We start from the raw sequence: 20,885 nt of genomic DNA on the forward strand, positions 1-20,885 counted from the left end.
ACAGGGGGACATGATGCGCAAGATGATCCGCGGCGCCGCCGCGCTCGCCACCGCCGCGGCGGCCGTCGTGGCACTGAGCGGCCCGGCCGACGCCAGGCCCGCCGACGACTGGGCCGGCTGTCCGTACGGGTCGGTCTGCATCTACCCGCAGGACCAGAACCCGGCGGTCAAGCCGAGCCACGTCTTCACCAGCTACGGAGCCCACAACCTGAGCAACCAGTACGGCCGCCACTGGGTCCTCAACAACCAGTACGGCGGGGCCACGGCGAGCCTGTGCACCGGCTACGACGGCAAGGGCTGCGGATCCCCCATCGCCCAGGGCACGGGTGTCTACGCCGACCTCGGGCCGATCAACTCCATCACCCTCAATCGCCCGTAGTCGGGCACCTGTTCGCGACCTTCCGGGTCCGCCGCTCCCCCGGCGGACCCGGAAGGCTGCCGTACGGCGCGTTTTCCGCCACGCCGACCCGATGCGCGTTCCGCCGTCCGACCCCCGCGGTAGCCTGGGACGTTCCATCTCACGACCTGGGCGCGCTGTGCCATGGGGGATGCCGTGGGGGACCCGGACCGCGGACGCGACACCGATCACCACACCGATCACCAGCCCGATCCACCCGAAGCGGCCTCGGCCGCCGGATCCGGCGCGGCCTTTCCCGCCCAGTTGCGGCGGCTGCGGGTGCAGCGCGGTCTTTCGCTGGCCGACCTGGCCCGTCGTACGCACTACAGCAAGGGCTACCTGAGCAAGATCGAGACCGGCGCCAAGCGCGTCACCCACGATGTCGCGCTGCGCTGCGACCGGGTGCTGGAGGCGGGGGGCGCCCTCCTCCAGCTGGTGCCGGAGGCCGAGGTGCCGAAACCCCGCACCGCCGCGCCGGCCGGGCCGTCGCAGTCGCAGTCGCCGTCGCAGTCGATGGGCGAATGTCCCTACCGCGGCCTCGCCGCGTTCACCTCGCGCGACGCGGACTGGTACTTCGGTCGCGACCGGGTGACCGCCGCCCTGGTCGAGCGGGTCTTCGAACGGACCGGCAGCGGCCCGCTGGTACTCGTCGGCCGGTCGGGCGCCGGCAAGTCCTCCCTCCTCAGCGCGGGTCTCGTACCGGCACTGCGGCGCCCCGGCGGGTTCCCCATGGCGGGCGCCGACGGCTGGCCGGTCGTACGGTTCACCCCGACCGCGCACCCCCTCCAGGAGCTGCTGGACCGCACCGCGAAAGTGCTGGGCGGCGATCTCGGCATCACCGTACGGGAGTTGCGCGACCGGCCGCGGCGGCTGCTCGAAGCCGTCCAGGGACCGGCGGACCACACCCCGGACGGGGCCGGAGAGAGCCGACCGCCCTCCGTACGGCCGGTACTGCTCGTCGACCAGTTCGAGGAACTCTTCACCCTCTGCACCGACGAGGACGAGCGGCTCGGCTTCGTCCGCGTCCTGTGCGCCCTGGCCGCGGCAGGGCCGGAGCCGACGGAGCCCGACCCGGCCGTCGTGGTGCTCGGCGTACGGGCCGACTTCACCGGCAGCTGCCTTGACCTGCCCGAGCTGGCCGCGGCCTGCACCGACGGGCTGTTCGTGCTGCCGCCCATGTCGGTCGCCGAGCTGCGCGAGTCGATCAGCCGCCCGGCGGAGCTCGCCGGGCTCACCCTCGAACCGGGCCTGGTCCCCCTGCTGTTGCGCGACGCGGGCTTGCGGGAGCAGCCCGCGGCGGCTGCCGGCGCCGTGGCGGCCGCGCCCGGTGACACGCCGTCGGGTGCGCTGCCACTGGTCTCCCACGCGCTGATGGCCACCTGGCAGCGGCGCGCCGGGGCCACCCTGACGGTCGCGGGGTACGAGGAGACGGGCGGCATCCAGGGCGCGGTCGCGCACACCGCCGAGAGCGTGTTCGCCCGCCTGTACCCGGAAGAGCAGCGGACGATCCGCCGGATCCTGGTGGCACTGGTCCATGTCGCCGACGGCGCGGGGGCGACACGGCGGCGTGCGGCCCGCACCGAGCTGATGGAACAGCTCGCCGGCGCGGACCGGGCCGCGGCGGCCCTCGACGCGTTCGTCCGGGCCCGGCTGATCACGATGGACAGCGACACCGTCGAGATCACCCACGAGGCCCTGCTGCACGCCTGGCCGCGGCTGCGCGGCTGGATCCACGCCGACCGGGACGGACTGCTGGTCCACCGGCAGCTGGCCCAAGCCGCCGAGGAGTGGGAACGCGAGGGCCGCGATCCGTCCGTGCTGTACCGCGGGAGCCGGCTGGGCGCCGCCGGCGCCTGGGCCGACGAACTCGACGGCGGGAGCCGGCTCGGCCCCCGGCAGGCGGACTTCCTGCGCGCGAGCCGGGCCGCCGAGGACGCGCGGCGGACGCAGGCCAGGCACCAGGTCCGCCTCCGGCAGCGGATGCTGGCGCTGCTCGTCGTCCTGCTGGTCCTGGCCCTGACCGCCGGGGCGGTGGCGTACCGGCAGCGGGAGGGCGCCCTCGGCCAGGAGCGCACCGCCCGGGCGCAAGCCCTCGCCGTCCGGTCCACGTCCCTCGCCACCGGTCGCCCCGAGGACTCGATGCGGCTCGCGGAGGAGGCGTACGGCACGGAGGCGAACCCCGAATCGCGGGGAGCGCTGCTGAGCACGCAGTCCCAGCCGTTCCTCGCCCGGCTCGGGGGGCACGGCGGACCGGTCAACGCGGTGGCGTTCGCCCCGGGGAACCGGCTGCTGGCGAGCGCCGGTTCCGACGGGAAGGTGCTGCTGCGCCGGGTCGCGGACCGGCGGACGACGGTCACCCTGACCATGCCGGGCCAGGTGCGCGCGATCGCCTTCGGGCCCGACGGCCGGACGCTCGCGGCGACCTCCACGGAAGGGCCGGTCCGGGTGTGGGGCACGGACGGCCACGCCATCGCGGTGCTGCCCGCGCAGACGGCGGACGCCCGGGCCGTGGCCTTCGCGCCCGACGGGCACGCGCTCGCCGTCGCGGGCGCCGACGGGACCGTCCGGCTGTGCGATCCCGCGGGCGGCGGGTCCGCCGTGACCGAACTGGCCGGGCACACCGGGAGGGTCGACGCCCTGGCGTACGCGCCGGACGGCAGGACGCTGGTGTCGGCGGGCGCCGACCAGACCGTACGCCTGTGGGACCCGGTGGCGGCACGTCAGCTGGCCGTCCTCGCGGGGCACACCGGTGAGGTGCTGGGGGTGGCGTTCGCACCGGACGGACGGACGGTGGCCTCCGGGGGCGTCGACCGGACCCTGCGTCTGTGGGACGTGGCCGAAAGCCGTCCGACGATGGCGCTGACGGGGCACAACGACGACATCAACGCGGTCGCCTACACCCCGGACGGCACCACCGTCGTCAGTGCGGGCGGCGACGGCACGACCCGGCTGTGGGACGTGCGCAGCGGCCGGCAGGTCTCGACGCTGGCCGGGCACACCGACTACGTGCTCGGGGTCGCCGTGGACTCCGGCGGCGCGATGCTGGCCACCGCCGCCTTCGACCAGTCGGTGGTGCTCTGGGACCTGCGGGGTCCGGTGCTGACCTCGCGCCCGTTCACCGAGATCTGGCATGCCGCGTACAGCCCGGACGGGAAGCTGCTGGCCACCGCGGACGCCGATCACACGGTGCTGCTGTGGGAGGTGGCCGGGCGGCGGGTGGTCGGGACGCTCGCGGGCCACACCGGGACGGTGTTCTCGGTGGCCTTCTCACCGGACGGGCGGATGCTGGCCTCGGCCGGTTCCGACGGGACCGTACGGCTCTGGGACACGGCCTCCCGTACGGCTCTGGGCACACTCACCGGACACAGCGGGATCGTGTACGCGGTGGCCTTCTCACCGGACGGGCGGACGCTGGCCTCGGCCGGTTCCGACCGGACGGTCCGGCTCTGGGACACGGCCTCCCGTACCGCCCTGGAGACGCTCACCGGCCACACGGACTTCGCGAACGACGTGGCGTTCAGCCCGGACGGCCGCACGCTCGCGAGCGCCGGCGACGATCTGACCGTACGGCTGTGGGACGTCCCCGGGCGGCGGCCGCTGGCCACGCTGACCGGCCACGCGGGTGCGGTACGGGCCGTGGCGTTCAGCCCGGACGGGCGGACGCTGGCGAGCAGCGGCAACGACGGCACCGTACGGCTGTGGGACGCCCGGCGGTTGGGGGCCGGAGCAGGAGCCGAGGCCGGAGCCGGAGCCGTGCTGTCGGGTCACACCGGCTCCGTCCGCGCCATCGCCTTCTCCCCCGACGGCAGCCGACTGGTCAGCAGCGGCAACGACCGTACGGTGCGGCTGTGGGACCTGGCCGGGCGGCGGCTGTGGGCGGCCCTGACGGGCCACACCAGCGCGGTGTGGGGCGTGGTCTTCTCCCCCGACGGGTGGACGGTCGCCAGCAGCAGCAACGACGGCACGGTGCGGCTGTGGAACCCGGACCCCGGCGCCCGCCTGGCGGAGATCTGCCGGCTGCGCACGGGCATCGCGTGGCTGAAAAGTGGCCACGCCTGCAGGTCCTGAGGCGGCTGGCGCGCGAGCCGTACCCGGGGGGCACGTACGATCACAGCCCGCGGACTTGACCGCCCCGCGGCGGCGAGTTCGCGACTGCGACAGCTAAACCCCTTCCGTTACCCGTAGTTGAGGAACAACGTGCGCCTACCTCTCGACCGACGCCTGACTCTCAGTGCCGCCCTGCTCGCCGTCGTGGCCGCAGGGGTGCCGGCGACCGCCGCCCACGCGGCCGCGAACCCGTTCTCCGCCCCGACGGCGGCGCAGGCCGCTGCCGCGGCGGCCGCACCGAAGCCCGATATGGAGGCCGTGACGCAGGCGTTGAAGAACACCACCGCCGTCGGCGCCCCCGGCGCCATGGTCCGCATCACGGGTTCCGGTGCGCCGCTGACCAGTGCGGTGGGCGTCCAGGACCGGACCACCGGCGCGGCCATGGACGTGAACGGCCGCTTCCGGATCGGCAGCGTCACCAAGACGTTCTCCAGCGTCGTACTGCTCCAGCTGGTGGAGGAGGGGAAGCTGAGCCTGGACGCCCCGGTCAACCAGTACCTGCCCGGCCTGCTGCCCGACGACCGCATCACGGTGCGTCACCTGCTCACCCACCGCAGCGGGTTGTCGGACTACACGAACGCGATGTTCGACAAGACCGTGCCGGGGTTCGAGGCCGTCCGGAACAAGGTCTTCACGTATCAGGAGCTGGTCGCCCTCTCGCTGCGCGAGCCGCGCACGACCGAGCCGGGCGTCTCGTACCAGTACTCCAACACCAACTTCGTGGTCGTCGGCATGCTCATCGAGAAGGCGACCGGACACGGCGTGGCCAAGGAGTACGAGCGCCGCATCATCAAGCCGCTGAAGCTGAAGAACACCTCGTACGTACACCCCTCGACGGTGATCAAGGGCGCGCACCTGCACGGCTACCTGCACCCGGACGAGGCGGGGGCGCCGCTGGTCGACTCCACCGAGCAGACGGTGTCCTGGGCGCAGTCGGCCGGTGCGATGATCTCGAACGCGGCCGATCTGAACACCTTCACGTCCGCGCTGCTCGGCGGCAAGCTGCTGGCGCCGGGCATGCTGGACGCCATGCTCACCATGACCCCGACGGACGCCGCGAAGACCCGCTTCTACGGGCTGGGCCTGCGCCGCTACGACCTGTCGTGCGGTACCTCGGTGTACGGGCACACCGGCACGGTGCAGGGCTTCTACACGTACGCGTTCAGCACCCGCGACGGGAAGCGCAGCCTGGCCGCGGTGGCGAACACCTCGAACAAGGGCGAGGCCAACACCGCACTGGGCGGCACGCTCGAAGGCGCGTTCTGCGGGAAGAAGACCCCGGCGCCGCCCGCGGCTCCGTCGGCGGCCCCCGCCCAGCGCAGCTTCGCGCTGCTCCCGGCCCTGACCGCGGCCCCGGCCGAGCAGGACCTGCCGGAGCACGGCTCGCGCTGACCCCCGCCGATCCCCGCGGCCTCGGTGCGGGAGAGCGAGCGGGTGACGAACCTGCCACCCGATCACGTAGTCCGCAGGCGGGGCGGTAGGCGGGGCGGGGTACGGGGGCCCGGCTTCGGCGGGCGGCCGGGCGCTGCCGTCAGATCGCGGATGCGGTCGGTGAAGTCCGGGTCGGGCAGGGGAAGTTCGAGATCGTCGTCGACGTAGCTGACGGCGGCCGACACGTACTCCATGACGGCCTTGACGGTACCGGCGCCGCGCCTGGTCCCGGCCCCGCCGGGCCGTAGCGCCCGCAGGACGCGCAGGGTGGTGGGCAGGCTCGCATCGGCGGCGAGGTCGCGCTCGGCGCCGTCGAAGACCACCGTGGCCGCGTCCTGCGCGCCCGACGGGGCCGGTGCTCCCGGTGCGTCCGCCGCCTGCCCGGTGGCGGTCGGGGCGGTCTGGCGGCGCCACCAGACCGCCTCGTGGTTCTCGCCGAGCGCGAGGTGGTGGAGGTACAGGCAGTACGAGGCGATCGAGTCCCCTGCGCCGGCCGCGTACTGCCACCAGAAGCGGGCGGAGTCCTCGGCGTCGGTGAGCAGCAGGATGCAGCCGAGGACGCGGGCCCCGGAGGGCTGGGGCAGTTTGTGCGTGAGGAAGTCGCCGAGTGCGGTGACGGCGGTGCCCGTGACGGCCGTCTCGCACAGGGCCTGGAGGTCGCGGGCGGCTCCCCGCATGTCCCTGCGCGGTTCGCCGGGCGCCGCGCCGGGCGACCGGACGGCCGTCCCGTGGTGGGGCGCGCCGCCGGTGTCCGCGATGTCGGCGGGTGCGTGCGAAGTGGTGTGGAGGCGGGCGCGGGCCAGCAGTTGGTCAATGGTCGAGGTCACCGGAGACCTCCTCCTCGGTGGTGGTGTCCGGGTACAGGGCGGCGTGCAGATTGCGTTTGGCGTGCCGTGCGGTGGACCGTACGGAGGCCGGGGAGACGCCCAGTTCGTCCGCCGCCCGGGCCTCCTCCAGTCCGCACAGGTACAGCAGGACGATGACGTCCCGCTGCATGGGCGCGAGTTCGCCGACGGCCCGGAACAGGGCCATCGACTCCTCGACCTGCCCGATCGGGTCGGGGGCGAAGTCGAGGGCGACCGTGTCGAAGGCGGCCTCGACGAGGGAGGGGCGGCCGTTCTCCTTCGGGGCGCGTTCGAGCACGGTCTGGCGCAGCATCGGCCACGCGAACCGCTCGGGGTTCTCGCTGGCCAGTGCGTCGTGCCACAGCATCAGCAGGAGGGTGAAGACGTCGTCGACCGCCTTCTCCACCAGTCCGCCCCGGCGCAGGAACGCCGAGGCGTAGCTGGTGTAGTGCGGGCGGTGCATCTGCTGGAAGGCCCGGAAGTCCAGCGGGGCCGAAGTGGTCGCGGTGCGGTGGCGGGCGCCGCCCTCGTGGAGACAGTCCTTGATCCACGAGGTGCGCTTGCCGATGTCCTGGGCCGCGATCACCCAGCGCAGCCGCATCGTGTCGTACGGAAGGCCGGGCCGCTCCAGCGCGAGGAGCACCGTACGGACGAACACCCAGCGGGGGTAGCGTCCGACGGCCCGCAGCAGTTCGGAGATGTGGCCCTTGTCCCGGCCGGTGCGTGTCTGGAGCTCGTCCAGCGTCACTCCCCTGCCGTGGATGGCCTCGCGCAGCGGCTCCAGCCAGGCGCGGTGCGCCGGTCCGGTGCCTTCGACGATGGGACCCAGCGGCCGGCCGGGCTTGCCGCGCCGGCCCTGGGGGACGTCCCGGGGTGCGGAGTGGAGGTTCATCCCCGCGGCTCCTCGTCCCGGTCGGGCACCTGTGCGGCGGCCCGCTCGCGGCGGCTCTCGGCCACCCCGGTGCCCGCCTGCACGATCTGCTGCACTCCCAGTGCGACCGACGGGATCAGGGCGGTGATCGCCGCGACGGGCTGTCCCGCCACCACCATCACCACACTGAAGGCGAAGATCGCTAAGAGCGCCACCACGGTGACGATCATCCGGTTGTTCTTCATCGCGCCGTCCTCTGGCTGCTTTTGCGCCTGGTTGGTGTCTGTCCGGGATGCGGCTCATGGCGTTGCCACGCCCCCCTTCAGGAGCCGAAGCAAGCATGGAGTGAACAGAGTTGGACAGGTGCGAAAAAAGCAGAACGGGGAACAATCAGAACCCGGTGTCAGCCCCGCTTCCGTCAGGTTCCAGGGGGATCCTGGCCACCAGGCGGGCGCCGGCCGGCGCGTCCTCGGCAGTGAGGGATCCGCCCAGGCGAGTGGCGATGTCGCGGGCTATGGCCAGGCCCAGGCCCGAGCCGCCCTCATCGCGGCTGCGGGCGTCGTCGAGGCGGGTGAACCGCTCGAAGACCCGCTCCCGGTCCGCCGCCGCAATGCCGGGACCGTCGTCCCGGACCTCCAGTACGGCGGTGCGCCGGGGCGCGTCGACGCGCAGCACCAGCTGGACCCGCCGGTCGGCGTGGCGCTGGGCGTTGTCCAGCAGGTTGGTGACGAGCCGGGAGAGCCACAGCGTGCTGCCGCGTACGACGGCCTCGGGAGCGATCTCCATGTCCACGGGGATCCGGTCCCGCCGACGCGAACGGGCCGCCTCCCGGGCCACGTCCGCCAGGTCGACCGAGGCGTCCGGCGGCGCCTCCCCGGTGTCGAGGCGGGCCAGCAGGAGCAGGTCGGCCGCGAGGTCCTGCAGCCGTACGGTGTCCTCCAGGGCCCCGCTGACCAGCTCGCCCCACAGCGCCGGGTCGGGGTGTGCCTGGGCGACCTCCAGCTGGGTGCGGAGCACGGTGATCGGGCTGCGGAGCTCGTGGGAGGCGTCGGCGATGAACCGGCGCTGGCGGATCCCGGCGGCTTCCAGCCGGTCCAGCGTGGCGTTCATGGTGGCGGCGAGCCGGGCGATCTCGTCCTGGCTCTTCGGCACCGGCACCCGCCGGTGCAGGTCGCGGTCGCTGATCGCGGCGACCTCGGCGCGGATCGCCTCGACGGGCCGCAGCGCCCAGCCGGTCACCCTCCAGGTGACCAGGGCCACGGTGAGCACGAGCAGCGGAACCACGACGGCGAGCACACCGGTGATGACGTCGTCGGCGGTGTCGGCCTCCCGCAGGGAGGTCCCGGCGTACACGGTGACCAGCCCGTCCGCGGTGACGGTGGTGACCTGGACGACGCGGTGGCGCCGGTCGCCGCGCGCCGGGCCCTCCTTCCAGGTGTCGCGGACCGTGCCCGGTCTGCCCGGACGGGCCGGGGAGAGGGCGGGGCGGCCGGCGAGGTTGGGGCTCGCCGCCAGGACCCGGCCCTGGGCGTCGACGACCTGGACGAAGTCGGCGCCGCGCCCGGGGGTGACCACGGAGTCGAACCGGCCGCCCGCGGCCACCAGCCCGGCGGTGGAGAGGGCCTGGCGTTCGGCTGCGGCCTGGGCGTCGCTCATCAGGTTGCCGTCGAGGATCCCGAGCAGGGCGAAGGACGCGGCGCCGAGGGCCAGGGCGACCACCGCGGAGGCGCCGAGCGTGGCCCGGGCGCGGACGGACCGGGGGCGCAGCCGCCTCGCGAGGCCGCGTACGGACTCCGGGCGCGGGCCCCGCGCGAGGTCGCGGATCTGGCCGAAGGCGCGCCGGGGAAGGCGGCCGGGGAAACGGGCGGCGGCGCTGCCGGTGCCGCGTTCAGCCACCGTCGGCCGCCAGCCGGTAGCCCGCGCCGCGGACGGTCTCCACGGCGGCCCGGCCGAAGGGTGCGTCGATCTTCCGGCGCAGGGCGCTGACGTGGACCTCGACGACGTTGAGGTCGCCCTCGTACGCCGCGTCCCAGACGTGCTCCAGTATCTCCCGCTTGGGGACGACCTCTCCGGCCCGCCGGGCCAGGTACACGAGGACCGCGAACTCGCGCGAGGTCAGCCGGGCCTCGGTGCCGGCCCGCGTGCACCGCTGCCGGGCCGGGTCGACCACCAGATCGCCGAACTCCATGATCTGCGGGCTGCGGCGGCCGGTGCGCCGGATGAGGGCGCGCAGCCGGGCGACGAGGACCACGTAGGAGAAGGGCTTGGAGAGGAAGTCGTCCGCGCCGGTGTCGAGGGCCTCGGCCTCGTCGTACTCCCCGTCCTTGGCGGTGAGCATCAAGATCCCCGACTCGCAGCCGCTCGCGCGCAGCCGGGCGCAGACCCGGTAGCCGTTGAGTCCGGGCAGCATGATGTCGAGCACGATGGCGTCGTAGTCGTGCTCGCCCGCCAGCCACAGCCCTTGCGGGCCGTCGTGGGCCACGTCCACGGTGAAGCCCTCGGCCCGCAGACCCCGCTGGAGGGCGGCGGCGAGCCGCCGTTCGTCCTCGACCACCAGTACGCGCATGGGGACAGGTTCTCAGGTCGCGTCGGCCGCTTGCTGAAGAGGTCTTCAGCCGGCTTCAGCAGGGCTTCAGCTTCCGGCGCGCAGGATCTGCCGAGCCGGGCAGACGGCTCGGAGAACGCGAGGAGCATGTCGATGACTCAGTCCAGTCCCCAGCCCACCGAGCCGCCCGCGGGCCAGGGCGAGGCCAAGGCCGCGGCCGACGCGACCGGTGCGGCGGCGGGCCGCCGCGGCCGGCTGGTCCGGCTGGCCCGTGAGGGCCGTACCAGATGGGTGGCCCTCGGGGCGGTCGTCGTGATCGGCGGCGGGTTGGCGGCGGTCGCCGTGGCCGAACACGGTCACGGCCACGGGGACCACATGCGGGGCGGTTTCGCCGCCAAGGTCCGTGCGCACGGGCCCGGGCAGGAGCCGATGGAGGGGTGGGAGGGCCCGATGCCGCGCAAGGGCGGCGAGCCCGAGGTCGTCGACGGCGACCGCGCGTTCCCGGGCGGCCGCGGGCCGGCGGGCCGCGGTCCGGCTGGCCGGGCGGACGGCTCCGCCAAGGCCGCCCCGGTGCCGCTGCCCGCACTGCCGGCGGCGCAGGCCGTGGAAAAGGCCACCGCCGCCGTCGAGGGCGGCAAGCTCGAATCGCTGCGGGCCGTGGCCCAGCAGGGCGGCGGCAGCGCCTGGCTGGCCGTCGTCCTCGGTCCGGACGGGGTCCGGCACGCGGTGACCCTGGCCGGCGCCGACGGCGCGGTCACCGGCAACACCGTCGCCGGGAAGGGGCCGGCCGGCCCCCGCTGACGGTGCCGGGTGTGACGGCCGGGGCGCGCACCGCCCCGGCCGTCAGTCGTCGCGGCCCACGGAGTCCAGGACGGCGAGGTCCTCACCGGACAGGCGCAGGGAGGCCGCGGCCACGTTGGCGGTCAGGTGGTCCGGGTTCCCCGTCCCCGGGATGGCCAGGACGTGCGGTCCTCGGTGCAGGGTCCACGCCAGCCGGATCCCGGCGGTGCCCACCCCGTGGGCGCGGGCGACGCGGAGCACCTCCGGATGCTCGGCGCCGCTCGCGCCCGCTTCGCGTCCCGCGCCGGCGATCGAGTAGAACGGCACGTACGCGACCCCCTGCTCCCCGCAGGTGCGCAGGAAGGCCTCCTGCTCGGGCCGGGCGCCGAGCCCGTACAGGTTCTGTACGCAGACCACCGGCGCGATGGCCCGGGCTTCGGCGAGGTGCTCGGGCTGTACGTTGGACAGGCCGAGGTGGCGGATGAGTCCGGCCTCGCGCAGCTCGGCCAGGACGCCGAAGCGCTCGGCGATCGAATCGGTCCCGACGATGCGCAGGTTCACCACGTCGAGGTGGTCGCGGCCGAGCTGGCGCAGGTTCTCCTCGACCTGGCCGCGCAGCTGCCCGGGCGTGGCGTGCGGCAGGAACTCCCCCGACAGGGCCCGGCCCGGGCCGACCTTGGTGGCGATGACGAGGTCGTCCGGGTAGGGGGCCAGGGCCGCGTTGATCAGCTCGTTCGCGGAGCGCAGCGGGGAGAAGTAGAAGGCGGCGGTGTCGATGTGGTTCACGCCGAGCTCGACGGCGCGGCGCAGGACGGCGATCGCCCGGCCGCGGTCGCCGGGGGTGGCGCCGGGGGCGAAAGCCGGGCCGTTCTGGGTCAGGCGCATCGCGCCGAAGCCGAGGCGGTTCACTTCGAGGTCGCCGAGCCGCCAGGTGCCGGAGGCGGCCGCGGTGACTGCCAGGGGCGGTGTGGACGCCATGGAGGTCGCGGAGGAGGTGGAGGTCATGGAGGTGGTGGAGGTCGTGGAGGTGGTGGAGGTCATGCCGGAATGATCTGCGGGCGGTAGGGTCGGGGCCATTGATTCGGGCATGTGTGAATCCAAGGGGTGGTCCCGCTGGCGGAGTTGGCGTTCTCGGCGGGCGATCTGGCACAGATGAGGTTCGCCGTCTCGCCGCTCTGGGAGGTCGTGACCAGCTTCCGTCGGCTGCTGGACGACGGGAGCCTGTCGCCCGTGTACCGGCCCTGGGCGGAGCAGGTGCGGCCCCGGCTGGCGGCCGCCGGGCTGGACCGGGGGTGGCTCGCCGAGCTGATCCCGTCCTCGAAGTACGTGCCCCACTTCCTCAATCCCGCGCCCGCCGGACCGGCCCCCGCCCTGGCGGCAGAGCTGGCCGGACTGGTCGCGGCGCCCGCCGAGACGGTTCGCCGCAACCTCGACCACCTGCGCCACCACCAGGGCGCGCCCGGCCCCCGCGCACGGGCGCTGTACGCGGATCCCCCGGCCCGCCTGCCGCGGTTGGCGCACGAGGTCGAGGCGTACTGGAAGCTGGCACTCGCCCCGTACTGGGCGCGGATCCGCTCCGTGCTGGAGGCCGATGTCTTCCACCGGGCCCGGCAGGCCGCCGAGCAGGGCGCCGGCCAGGTCATCAACGAGCTGCACAGCGCGGTGCGCTGGGATGAGAACGCGCTGAGCCTGGTGCGCCGTACCCGGCCGCTGACCCGGGAGATGGCGGGCAGGGGGCTGCTGCTGGTGCCCTCTGCCTTCCTCGGGCCGGGACTGCTGACCCGGATGACTCCGCCGGATCCGCCGCAGATCGCCTACCCGGCGCGCGGGGTCGGCGCGCTGTGGGCGTCCCGGCCGCCGACCGCGAGGGCGGATGCCGTCGCCGCGGTGCTCGGCCGTACCCGGACCCTGCTGCTGACGGAGCTGGAGGCGCCGGCCTCCACCACCGAACTGGCCCGCCGTACGGGGCTGTCGGCGGCCGGGGTGTCCCAGAACCTGACGGCGCTGCGCGACGCGGGCCTGGCCAGCGCGCACCGGGCGGGCCGCTCGGTGCTGTACGCGCGCACCGCGGTCGCCGAGGCACTCCTCGAAGCGTCCACCTCCACGCATGATGCGAGGGGTCGGTGGTCATAGGCGGTCAGCGAGCGCATGGCGGCCCGGCTCGGCCCAGCCGGCCAGGTCGGAACGCTGTGCGGTCTCGCGGGGATCACCAGGGCACTGGGCCGGCTTCGTCGAAGAACTGTCCTGTGGGGCCGTCGTCGGGCAGGGTCGCGAGTTCGATGGCGATCGCCGCGCCCTGTTCGGGGGTGCGCACGCCGCGGAAGCCGTTGAGGTCGGTGGCGACGTAGCCGGGGCAGCCGGTGTTGATCAGGATGTTCGTACCGCTCAGTTCCCGGGCGTATTGGAGGGTGACGGCGTTCAGGAACGTCTTCGACGGCGCGTACGCCGCGGACACCGGACCTGTCGTCTGCTCGCCGGCGGGTCCGGACTGCCGGGTGAGGGAGCCGACGCTGCTGGACATGTTCACGATCCGTGGTGCGGCGGAGCGGCGCAGCAGCGGCAGCATCGCGTTGGTGACGCGGATGACGCCGATGACGTTGGTGTCCACGACCGTGTGGATGGTGGCGGGGTCGATCCGGGTGGGCTCCTGTGGCATGTCGCCTGTGATGGCGGCGTTGTTGACGAGCACGTCGAGGCGGCCGGCCTGTTCGTCGATCAGCCGTGCGGCGGCGGTCGCGCTCGCGTCGTCGGTCACGTCCAGCGGTACGGCGAACGCGTCGATGCCGGCGGCGCGCAGTTTCTCCACCGCGGCGCTTCGGCGCCGTTCGTCCCGGGCGCCGACGCCGACGCTCCAGCCGAGCGCGCCCAGGCCCGCGGCGATCTCGTAGCCGATTCCCTTGTTCGCGCCGGTGACCAGCGCGATCGTCCGTTCAGTCATGAGGACGATGCTGCCTTCGGGTCTCGGCGGCGTCCAAGACCGATCGGGTGGGCAACGATACCGTCAGGGTATTGATCCGGGATAGCGTGGCCGGATGGAGACACGGGAACTGCGGTATTTCGTCGCTGTCGCCGAAGAGCTGCACTTCGGGCGTGCCGCGCAGCGGCTCGGGATCGCGCAGCCGCCTTTGTCACGGACGATCCAGCAGCTCGAACGCCGACTCGGGGCAGCATTGTTCGACCGGACCAGTCGAACCGTCACGCTGACCGAGGCCGGCTCGGTGCTGTTGGACGAGGGCCGGGCGGCCCTCGACGCGGTCGAGGCCGCCGAGCGTCGGACCCGCCGCGCCGCCCTTTCCGTGACCGGCCGCCCCGGCGTGGTCCTGGTCACGAAGGCCAGCGCGTCCAGGGAACTGCTGGCGAGACTGCTCGACGCGTACGCCGCCGAACCCGGCGCGGTCCCCGTCGACGTCATCCTGTGCGGTCCGGCCGAGCAGGAACGACTCCTGCGCGATGGCCGGGCCGACGTGGCGCTGCTGCACCGGCCGTTCGACTCGACGGCCGGATTCGACACCGAAGAGCTCAGCACGGAGAGTCAGGTTGTGGTCCTGCCGGCCGGGCATCCGCTCACCGCCCGGCCCCATGTGCACATGGCCGACATCACCGGACTGCCGGGCCTGCCCCTCCCGCGCTGGCCCGCCCCCGACGGCACCTACCCGCCCGGCCCCGGCCCGCAGGTCCGCAACCATGCGCAGTTGTTGCAGCTCGTCGCGCTCGGCCGTGCCTGTGCGGTCTCACCGGAGTCGTGCCGGGCCCAACTGCACGACGACCTCGCCGCCGTGCCCGTGCTGGACGCCCCGACCGTCACCACCGTGATCGCCTGGCCGCCGCACAGCCGGTCCAGAGCCGTCGCCGACCTCATCCGGACTGCGACACGTCTCCGGTAGCTCCCACCCGCCCGGCCGGGCGCCACCCGTCGCTAGAAGGGCTTGGTGGGGAGGTACTTGCCGTCGAGGGTGATGACGGCGCGCTCCCCGCCGTCCGGGTCGGCGACCTTCTTGACGTCCAGCCTGAAGTTGATCGCGCTGATGATGCCGTCGCCCAACTGCTCGTGGACCAGGGCCTTGAGGGTGGTGCCGTAGACCTGGAGCATCTCGTGGAAGCGGTAGATCGTCGGGTCGGTCGGGACGCCGCCGGGGATCGAGCCGCGGGTCGGAATGGTCCGGAGGAGCCGCGCGGCGTCGGCGTCGAGGCCGAGGAGCTCGGCGACGGCCTCGGCGGAGGCCGCGGGCAGGGGGTGCTGGCCGAGCACCGCGGCGGTGACGAAGGCGACGGACAGGCCGGCCGCGTCGGCGATCTGCTGCCAGGAGAGGTCCTTGCGGGTCTTGGCGTCGACGGCGGCGACGGCCAGGGCCTGGCGGGCGGAGGGGTCGAACTGGGCGTGGATCACGGGAGGTTCCTCTACGGGGTGGGGTGGGTTCAGGGGGGCGGCCGGCAGGGCGTTCAGGACGCGAGGGCGGCGGACCGGCCGACGGCCGGGTCGATCCGCTCGACCGTGCCGGTGGGGATGTCGTACACCCAGCCGTGCAGGGTGAGGGTCCCGGCGGCCAGGGCGCGGGCCACCGCGGGGTGCGTGGCGAGGTTCGCGAGCTGCGCGGCGACGTTGGCGCGGACCAGGGCCCCGAGCTCGCGCGGCGGCGGGTCGGCCGAAGCCCCGGCGGGGGCCCCGGCGGGGGCCGCATGGCGCAGCCAGCGGGCGATGGCGGGCAGCTCCGCGAGGTCCTGTCCGGCGGCGAGCGCGGTCATGGCGCCGCAGGCGGAGTGTCCGCAGACCACGATGTCGCTCACGCCGAGGACGGCTACCGCGTACTCGATGCTGGCGGCGACGCCGTCCCCGCCGTCCACCCCCTCCGTGTGGGCCGGTACGAGGTTGCCGGCGGTCCGGATGACGAACAGCTCGCCGGGCTCCCGCTGGGTGATCAGCTCCGGGACGACGCGGGCGTCGGAGCAGCCGATGAAGAGCGTCTGCGGCCGGTGGGTGGTAGCCAGGTGGGCGAAGAGCTCCGCCTTGGCCGGGAAGACGTCCTGTTGAAAGTGCGCGAGGCCGTCGCTGAGGTCGTGCACGGTCACTCCCTTCGGTGGTGCCTGCCCGGGCGGGCTGACGAGATCCACCATGCATGACCTGTGTCTATAGTGTCCAAGACATGCTGAGCATGATCGCTATTGCTGAGATCTATACTTGCTTCCATGCCCCTGGAACTGCGGCACCTCCGCTATCTGCTGGCCGTGGCCGAGCACGGCAGCTTCACCCGCGCAGCCGAGGAGCTGCACATCTCGCAGCCCACGCTGTCGCAGCAGATCAAACAGCTGGAGCGGACCGTGGGCGTCCAGCTGCTGGACCGTACGGGGCGCTCCGTACGGCCGACCGACGCCGGCGCAACCTTCGTCCCCTACGCGCGCCGCGCACTTCAGGACCTGGCCGCCGCCGAACGGGCCGTACTGGACGTCGCGGACCTGTCCCGCGGCAGCCTGCGCCTCGCGACGACCCCGACCTTCACCGCGTACCTCCTGGGCCCCCTCGCCGCGGAACTCCATGCCCGCCATCCCGGAATCACCCTGGACGTCAAGGAGATGACGCAGGGGCAGCTGGAGTCGGCGCTACTGGACGACTCCCTCGACCTCGGCATCGCCTTTTCGGGCGCTCATCTGCCCGGCATCGGCGCCACCGACCTCTTCACCGAGACCCTCGGGCTCGTCGTCGGCCCCGACCACCCGCACGCCGGCCGCACCGAACCCCTGCCCGTGTCCGAACTCCCCGCCTGTCCGCTCGCGTTGCTCAGCGGGCACTTCGCCACGCGGGCCCACGTCGACGCGTACTTCCGCCGGCACCGCGTCGCACCGCGGATCGCGGTCGAGGCCGACTCCATCAGCGCCCTCACCGAGATCGTCCGGCGCACCGGGCTGGCCACGGTGCTCCCCGACGCCCTCACCCGCGACCGCACCCCGCTGCACCCCGTCCCGCTCACGCCCGCCCTCCCGGCGCGGACCGTGGTCCTGCTGCGCCGCGAGAGCGCGTACGAGAGCGCCGTCGTCCGCGCCTTCACCTCGATCGCCCGGCAGTGGACGCACCCCTGAACCATCCGGTCAGCCCGCGAACACCACCGACGCCTCGGCTGCGTACGCCCGCAGCTGCGGTTCGAGGACGGCCGGGGCCGCGGCGCCCTCGGGCAGCAGGCGGCCGGCCTCGTCCCGGGTGGCGTGGCTCAGCAGCCAGGCGCGGGACCAGGCCGGGTCCGCCGACCGGTCCGTCCCGCGGATGCGGGCCCGCGCGGCGGCATAGGCGGCGCCGGGCACCCGGCGGGCGATGACCGGGAGGACGTGCTCCTCCTCGGCTTCGATGTGCGCGGCGAGCAGGTCCCGCTGGTCGGCCAGGATCCGGGCCAACCGCCCTGCGTGGCGTCCGGGTTCGGCGGCGAAGCGGACGGCGACCGCGTCGCAGTCGGCCTGCAGCGCGTCGAGCGCCTGGCGGTCGGCGACGAAGCGGACGATGCCGGCCACCGCCTCGGCCGCGTCGGGCACGGCGTCCAGGACGACCGGCCACAGGATCTCGTCCTCGCGGTGGTGGCCGCGTACGACGTCGTTGTAGCGGCGCACGTACCCGGCAATGGCCTCCGCGCGCTCGGGCCCGGCCGGTTCGGCGGCCGCGGCGAGAGCGGCGAGCAGCCCGGCGAGCCGCTCGATGTCGGCCAGGATCGCGCGGTGCGCGACCCGGACGCCGGTGAGATCGGCAGCCGCCGGGTTGTGCGGCCTCGCGGGGGCGACGTGTTCGCTGTCCATACGCAGAACTGTGCGCGCCCCGGCTCAGCGTCGGGTCAACGTCCGATGAACGCCACCCGTCCACTGCGTCATAGGCTCGGGGGTCCGTCCGGTCACCACCCGTCCGGTCACCACCCCGTCCGGTCACCAACCCGTCCTGTCACCAACCCGGGAGAACCCCCGCATGCCGCCCACCGGTCCCCAGTCCGTCGATCGCGCGCTCGCGATCCTCGACGCCGTCGCCGACGCGCCCGGACCGGTCGGCGCCAAGGCCCTGGCACGCCGGATGGAGTGTTCGCTGTCCACCGCCTACCACCTCCTGGCCCCGCTCACCGCACGCGGGTACCTCGTGCGCACCGCGCGGGGGTACGTGCTGGGGCCGCGGATCCCCGGGCTGCACCGGAGCCTGCTGCGCCATCTGGAGCCGGCGCCGCGCATGGCCGGTCTGCTGACCCGGCTGCGCCGGACCACCGGCGCCGAGGCGTACTACACCGCCTACCGGGGCGGCCTGATCACGGTCGTCGACACCACCGCCCCGGCCGCGGACGCGGCGAATCCCTTCGCCCCCGGCCGGGAGACGCGGGCGCACGCCACCGCACACGGCAAGGTGCTGCTCGCCGAACTGCCCCGGCCGCTGCGGCGGCGGTACCTGGCCGAGCACGGGATGGCCCGCCTGACCGGGGCCACCATCACCAGCGCAGAGCTTCTGGAGGCGGAGCTGTCCCGGGTCCGCGGACAGGGCTTCGCCCTGTCGATCGGCGAGGCCGATCCGGCGTACACCTGCCTGGCCGTCGCCCTGCCCCGCGGCCGGGACCACGACGGCGACACGGTGCACGCCCTGTCGGTGTCGCTGCCGACCGAGGAGTTCCGGCGGCGCCCCCGGGAGATCCGCACCGCGCTCGGGCAAGCGGCGGCGGACTGCGCCTGAGGCCGCCCGGCGGGCGGTTTTCCGACGCTGCCGGAAATACGGTGCGATGGGGATGCGCGGGACCCGGAGGGGTGCCAGGCTGGTCGGCATGATCTTCATCGCCGTCAGGTTCGACGTCCGTCCGGAGCACAGCGACAACTGGCTCACGCTCGTCGACGACTTCACCCGGGCCACCCGCAACGAGCCGGGCAACCTCTTCTACGACTGGTCGCGCAGCGTCGACGACCCCACCAAGTACACGCTCCTGGAGGCCTTCACCGACGCCGAGGCGGGCGCCGCGCACGTGGCGTCCGACCACTTCAAGGCCGGTATGGAGACCCTCGCAGGTGCCATCGCCAGCACGCCGGAGATCATCCACGTCGAGGTGCCCGGCCAGGGCTGGAGCGCCATGGCCGAGCTGTCCCCCCGCGACTGAAGCGCCCGGGCGGCGGCACCGCTGCTACGAGGAGAGCCCCAGCAGGCGGGCCGCCGTCTCGCGCATCTCGACCTTGCGGACCTTGCCGGTCACGGTCATCGGGAACTCCTCCACGACGTGCACGTACCGCGGGATCTTGAAGTGGGCCAGCCGTCCGTCGCAGTACGCGCGGACGGCCGCCGCGGTCAGCGGCTGCGCCCCCTCGCGCATCCGCACCCACGCCATCAGCTCCTCGCCGTACTTGGCGTCGGGGACGCCGATGACCTGCACGTCCAGGACCTCCGGATGGCCGTGGAGGAACTCCTCGACCTCCCGCGGGTACACGTTCTCCCCGCCGCGGATCACCATGTCCTTGATGCGTCCGGTGATGCTCAGGTAGCCGTCCCCGTCCATCACCGCCAGGTCCCCGGTGTGCATCCAGCGCGCGGCGTCGACGGCCTCGGCGGTGCGCTCGGGCTCGCCCCAGTAGCCGAGCATCACCGAGTAGCCGCGGGTGCACAGCTCCCCCGGCTCCCCGCGCGGCACGGTCCGCCCCGACTGCGGGTCGACCACCTTGACCTCCAGGTGCGGTCCGACGCGGCCCACCGTGGACACCCGGCGCTCGACCGAGTCGTCGGCGCGGGTCTGGGTGGACACCGGTGAGGTCTCCGTCATCCCGTAGCAGATGGACACCTCGCGCATGCCCATCCGGTCGATGACCTCCTTCATCACCTCGACCGGGCAGGGCGAGCCCGCCATGATGCCCGTACGCAGGCTGGACAGGTCGTACGTGTCGAAGCCGGGGGCGGCGAGCTCGGCGATGAACATCGTGGGGACCCCGTACAGGGAGGTGCACGACTCGGCCTCGACCGCGGCGAGGGTGGCCGCCGGGTCGAACGCCGGCGCCGGGATGACCATCGCCGCGCCGTGGCTGGTGCAGGCGAGGTTGCCCATCACCATGCCGAAGCAGTGGTAGAAGGGCACCGGGATGCAGACCCGGTCCTGCTCGGTGTAGTGGCACAACTCGCCGACGAAGAAGCCGTTGTTGAGGATGTTGTGGTGCGAGAGGGTCGCGCCCTTGGGGAAGCCCGTGGTCCCCGAGGTGTACTGGATGTTGACGGGGTCGTCCGCACTCAGCTCCGCCGCCGCGCGGACCAGGTCGGCCCGGTCGCCGCGGCGGCCCCGCTCCAGGAGGGAGGTCCACTGCGGCCCCTCCAGCAGGACGGTGAACTCCAGATCCTGGCAGCGCGGCCCCACCTCCTCGATCATCCCGGCGTAGTCGGAGGACTTGAAGCGCTCCGCCGCGACGAGCAGCCGGATCCCGGCCTGGCGCAGGACGTACTCCACCTCGTGCGAGCGGTACGCCGGGTTGACGGTGACGAGGATCGCCCCGATCTTGGCGGTGGCGTACTGCACCAGCGTCCACTCGGCGCGGTTGGGGGCCCAGATGCCGACCCGGTCGCCCTTGCCGATGCCCAGGTCCAGCAGGCCCAGAGCGAGGGCGTCGACGTCGGCGGCGAACTCCGCGTAGGTCCACCGGCGCCCGGCGGCGAGGTCGACGAGGGCGTCGCGGTCGGGGAACCGTCGGACGGTGCGGTCCAGGTTCTCGCCGATCGTGTCGCCCAGCAGCGGTACTTCGAAGACCCCGGATGCGTAACTCGACGGCGCGGTGCTCGACGGCGCGGTGCTCGACGCGGCAGACACACGTACCTCCTGGACTCGGTGGCGGGGCGGGGCCCGGCGGGCCGGCGCCTCCTCATGATCCTCTTCGTGCCCGGCCCCGGCCACCCTCCTGACGCCGTTCCCCCCGCAGGTGTTCAGTGATCAGTCTTCC

20 protein-coding genes are annotated in these 20,885 nt (G+C 73.7%); 9 read left to right on the forward strand and 11 right to left on the reverse strand.

Annotation, left to right across the window (positions count from 1 at the left end; genetic code table 11):
• The first annotated feature begins 13 nt into the window (after nucleotides 1–13).
• From ACIBAD_RS00605 to ACIBAD_RS00615, 3 genes are all read left to right on the forward strand, one after another.
• Nucleotides 14–379: a hypothetical protein gene (locus ACIBAD_RS00605; RefSeq protein ID WP_134067999.1), complete on the forward strand. Its 366-nt coding sequence runs from the start codon at nucleotides 14–16 to the stop codon at nucleotides 377–379.
• A 174-nt stretch (nucleotides 380–553) separates the two neighbouring features.
• A complete protein-coding gene (locus ACIBAD_RS00610; protein ID WP_398903394.1) occupies nucleotides 554–4,465 on the forward strand; it encodes a helix-turn-helix domain-containing protein in 3,912 nt (1,303 codons plus the stop codon).
• A 129-nt stretch (nucleotides 4,466–4,594) separates the two neighbouring features.
• Complete coding sequence (locus ACIBAD_RS00615; RefSeq protein ID WP_398903396.1) at nucleotides 4,595–5,896, forward strand: serine hydrolase domain-containing protein; 1,302 nt, start codon at nucleotides 4,595–4,597, stop codon at nucleotides 5,894–5,896.
• Nucleotides 5,897–5,958: 62 nt separating this feature from the next.
• On the opposite strand, the gene ACIBAD_RS00620 is transcribed toward ACIBAD_RS00615, so the two are convergent.
• From ACIBAD_RS00620 to ACIBAD_RS00640, 5 genes are all read right to left on the reverse strand, one after another.
• Nucleotides 5,959–6,762 carry a hypothetical protein gene (locus ACIBAD_RS00620; RefSeq protein ID WP_134068000.1) on the reverse strand — a complete coding sequence of 268 codons (804 nt, stop codon included), beginning with the start codon at nucleotides 6,760–6,762 and terminating at the stop codon, nucleotides 5,959–5,961.
• Nucleotides 6,746–7,672 carry a sigma-70 family RNA polymerase sigma factor gene (locus ACIBAD_RS00625; protein ID WP_398903398.1) on the reverse strand — a complete coding sequence of 309 codons (927 nt, stop codon included), beginning with the start codon at nucleotides 7,670–7,672 and terminating at the stop codon, nucleotides 6,746–6,748. The genes ACIBAD_RS00620 and ACIBAD_RS00625 overlap by 17 nt, the downstream gene beginning before the upstream one ends.
• Nucleotides 7,669–7,896: a hypothetical protein gene (locus ACIBAD_RS00630; protein WP_134068002.1), complete on the reverse strand. Its 228-nt coding sequence runs from the start codon at nucleotides 7,894–7,896 to the stop codon at nucleotides 7,669–7,671. The genes ACIBAD_RS00625 and ACIBAD_RS00630 overlap by 4 nt, the downstream gene beginning before the upstream one ends.
• A 145-nt stretch (nucleotides 7,897–8,041) precedes the next feature.
• Complete coding sequence (locus ACIBAD_RS00635; protein ID WP_398903951.1) at nucleotides 8,042–9,418, reverse strand: ATP-binding protein; 1,377 nt, start codon at nucleotides 9,416–9,418, stop codon at nucleotides 8,042–8,044.
• A 121-nt stretch (nucleotides 9,419–9,539) separates the two neighbouring features.
• The gene (locus ACIBAD_RS00640; protein ID WP_398903401.1) at nucleotides 9,540–10,217 is read right to left on the reverse strand and encodes a response regulator transcription factor; all 678 of its coding nucleotides are present in this window, start codon (nucleotides 10,215–10,217) and stop codon (nucleotides 9,540–9,542) included.
• A gap of 132 nt (nucleotides 10,218–10,349) precedes the next feature.
• Between ACIBAD_RS00640 and ACIBAD_RS00645 the strand changes: the two genes are divergently transcribed.
• Complete coding sequence (locus ACIBAD_RS00645) at nucleotides 10,350–10,997, forward strand: hypothetical protein (protein ID WP_398903403.1); 648 nt, start codon at nucleotides 10,350–10,352, stop codon at nucleotides 10,995–10,997.
• 42 nt (nucleotides 10,998–11,039) lie between these two features.
• Here the strand turns inward: ACIBAD_RS00645 and ACIBAD_RS00650 are convergent, their stop codons facing one another.
• Nucleotides 11,040–11,981 carry an aldo/keto reductase gene (locus ACIBAD_RS00650; protein ID WP_398903953.1) on the reverse strand — a complete coding sequence of 314 codons (942 nt, stop codon included), beginning with the start codon at nucleotides 11,979–11,981 and terminating at the stop codon, nucleotides 11,040–11,042.
• Nucleotides 11,982–12,128: 147 nt separating this feature from the next.
• Between ACIBAD_RS00650 and ACIBAD_RS00655 the strand changes: the two genes are divergently transcribed.
• Nucleotides 12,129–13,109: a winged helix-turn-helix domain-containing protein gene (locus ACIBAD_RS00655; protein WP_208329046.1), complete on the forward strand. Its 981-nt coding sequence runs from the start codon at nucleotides 12,129–12,131 to the stop codon at nucleotides 13,107–13,109.
• 73 nt (nucleotides 13,110–13,182) lie between these two features.
• Here ACIBAD_RS00655 and ACIBAD_RS00660 read toward each other — a convergent pair whose 3' ends face one another.
• Nucleotides 13,183–13,914 carry an SDR family oxidoreductase gene (locus tag ACIBAD_RS00660; protein WP_134068005.1) on the reverse strand — a complete coding sequence of 244 codons (732 nt, stop codon included), beginning with the start codon at nucleotides 13,912–13,914 and terminating at the stop codon, nucleotides 13,183–13,185.
• A 94-nt stretch (nucleotides 13,915–14,008) separates the two neighbouring features.
• Here ACIBAD_RS00660 and ACIBAD_RS00665 point away from each other — a divergent pair, with 94 nt between their 5' ends.
• Nucleotides 14,009–14,860, forward strand: coding sequence for a LysR family transcriptional regulator (locus tag ACIBAD_RS00665; RefSeq protein ID WP_398903405.1), 852 nt, complete (start codon nucleotides 14,009–14,011; stop codon nucleotides 14,858–14,860).
• A 32-nt stretch (nucleotides 14,861–14,892) separates the two neighbouring features.
• Here the strand turns inward: ACIBAD_RS00665 and cynS are convergent, their stop codons facing one another.
• Complete coding sequence (gene cynS, locus ACIBAD_RS00670) at nucleotides 14,893–15,363, reverse strand: cyanase (protein WP_134068007.1); 471 nt, start codon at nucleotides 15,361–15,363, stop codon at nucleotides 14,893–14,895.
• A gap of 53 nt (nucleotides 15,364–15,416) precedes the next feature.
• On the reverse strand, nucleotides 15,417–16,037 hold the full coding sequence (locus ACIBAD_RS00675; protein ID WP_134068008.1) for a carbonic anhydrase: 621 nt from the start codon (nucleotides 16,035–16,037) through the stop codon (nucleotides 15,417–15,419).
• Nucleotides 16,038–16,160: 123 nt separating this feature from the next.
• On the opposite strand from ACIBAD_RS00675, the gene cynR reads away from it, so the two are divergent.
• Nucleotides 16,161–17,048, forward strand: a complete 888-nt coding sequence (gene cynR, locus ACIBAD_RS00680) for a transcriptional regulator CynR (protein ID WP_398903408.1) — start codon at nucleotides 16,161–16,163, stop codon at nucleotides 17,046–17,048.
• A 9-nt stretch (nucleotides 17,049–17,057) separates the two neighbouring features.
• Here the strand turns inward: cynR and ACIBAD_RS00685 are convergent, their stop codons facing one another.
• On the reverse strand, nucleotides 17,058–17,750 hold the full coding sequence (locus tag ACIBAD_RS00685; protein WP_134068010.1) for a hemerythrin domain-containing protein: 693 nt from the start codon (nucleotides 17,748–17,750) through the stop codon (nucleotides 17,058–17,060).
• A gap of 163 nt (nucleotides 17,751–17,913) precedes the next feature.
• Here ACIBAD_RS00685 and ACIBAD_RS00690 point away from each other — a divergent pair, with 163 nt between their 5' ends.
• Nucleotides 17,914–18,657: an IclR family transcriptional regulator gene (locus ACIBAD_RS00690; protein ID WP_398903410.1), complete on the forward strand. Its 744-nt coding sequence runs from the start codon at nucleotides 17,914–17,916 to the stop codon at nucleotides 18,655–18,657.
• An 88-nt stretch (nucleotides 18,658–18,745) separates the two neighbouring features.
• Nucleotides 18,746–19,072, forward strand: coding sequence for a putative quinol monooxygenase (locus ACIBAD_RS00695; RefSeq protein ID WP_134068012.1), 327 nt, complete (start codon nucleotides 18,746–18,748; stop codon nucleotides 19,070–19,072).
• A gap of 24 nt (nucleotides 19,073–19,096) precedes the next feature.
• On the opposite strand, the gene ACIBAD_RS00700 is transcribed toward ACIBAD_RS00695, so the two are convergent.
• A complete protein-coding gene (locus tag ACIBAD_RS00700) occupies nucleotides 19,097–20,755 on the reverse strand; it encodes an AMP-binding protein (RefSeq protein ID WP_398903413.1) in 1,659 nt (552 codons plus the stop codon).
• Between the last annotated feature and the right edge of the window lie 130 nt (nucleotides 20,756–20,885).

Source organism: Streptomyces sp. NPDC051109 (assembly GCF_044455885.1).
Taxonomy (GTDB): Bacteria; Actinomycetota; Actinomycetes; order Streptomycetales; family Streptomycetaceae; genus Streptomyces.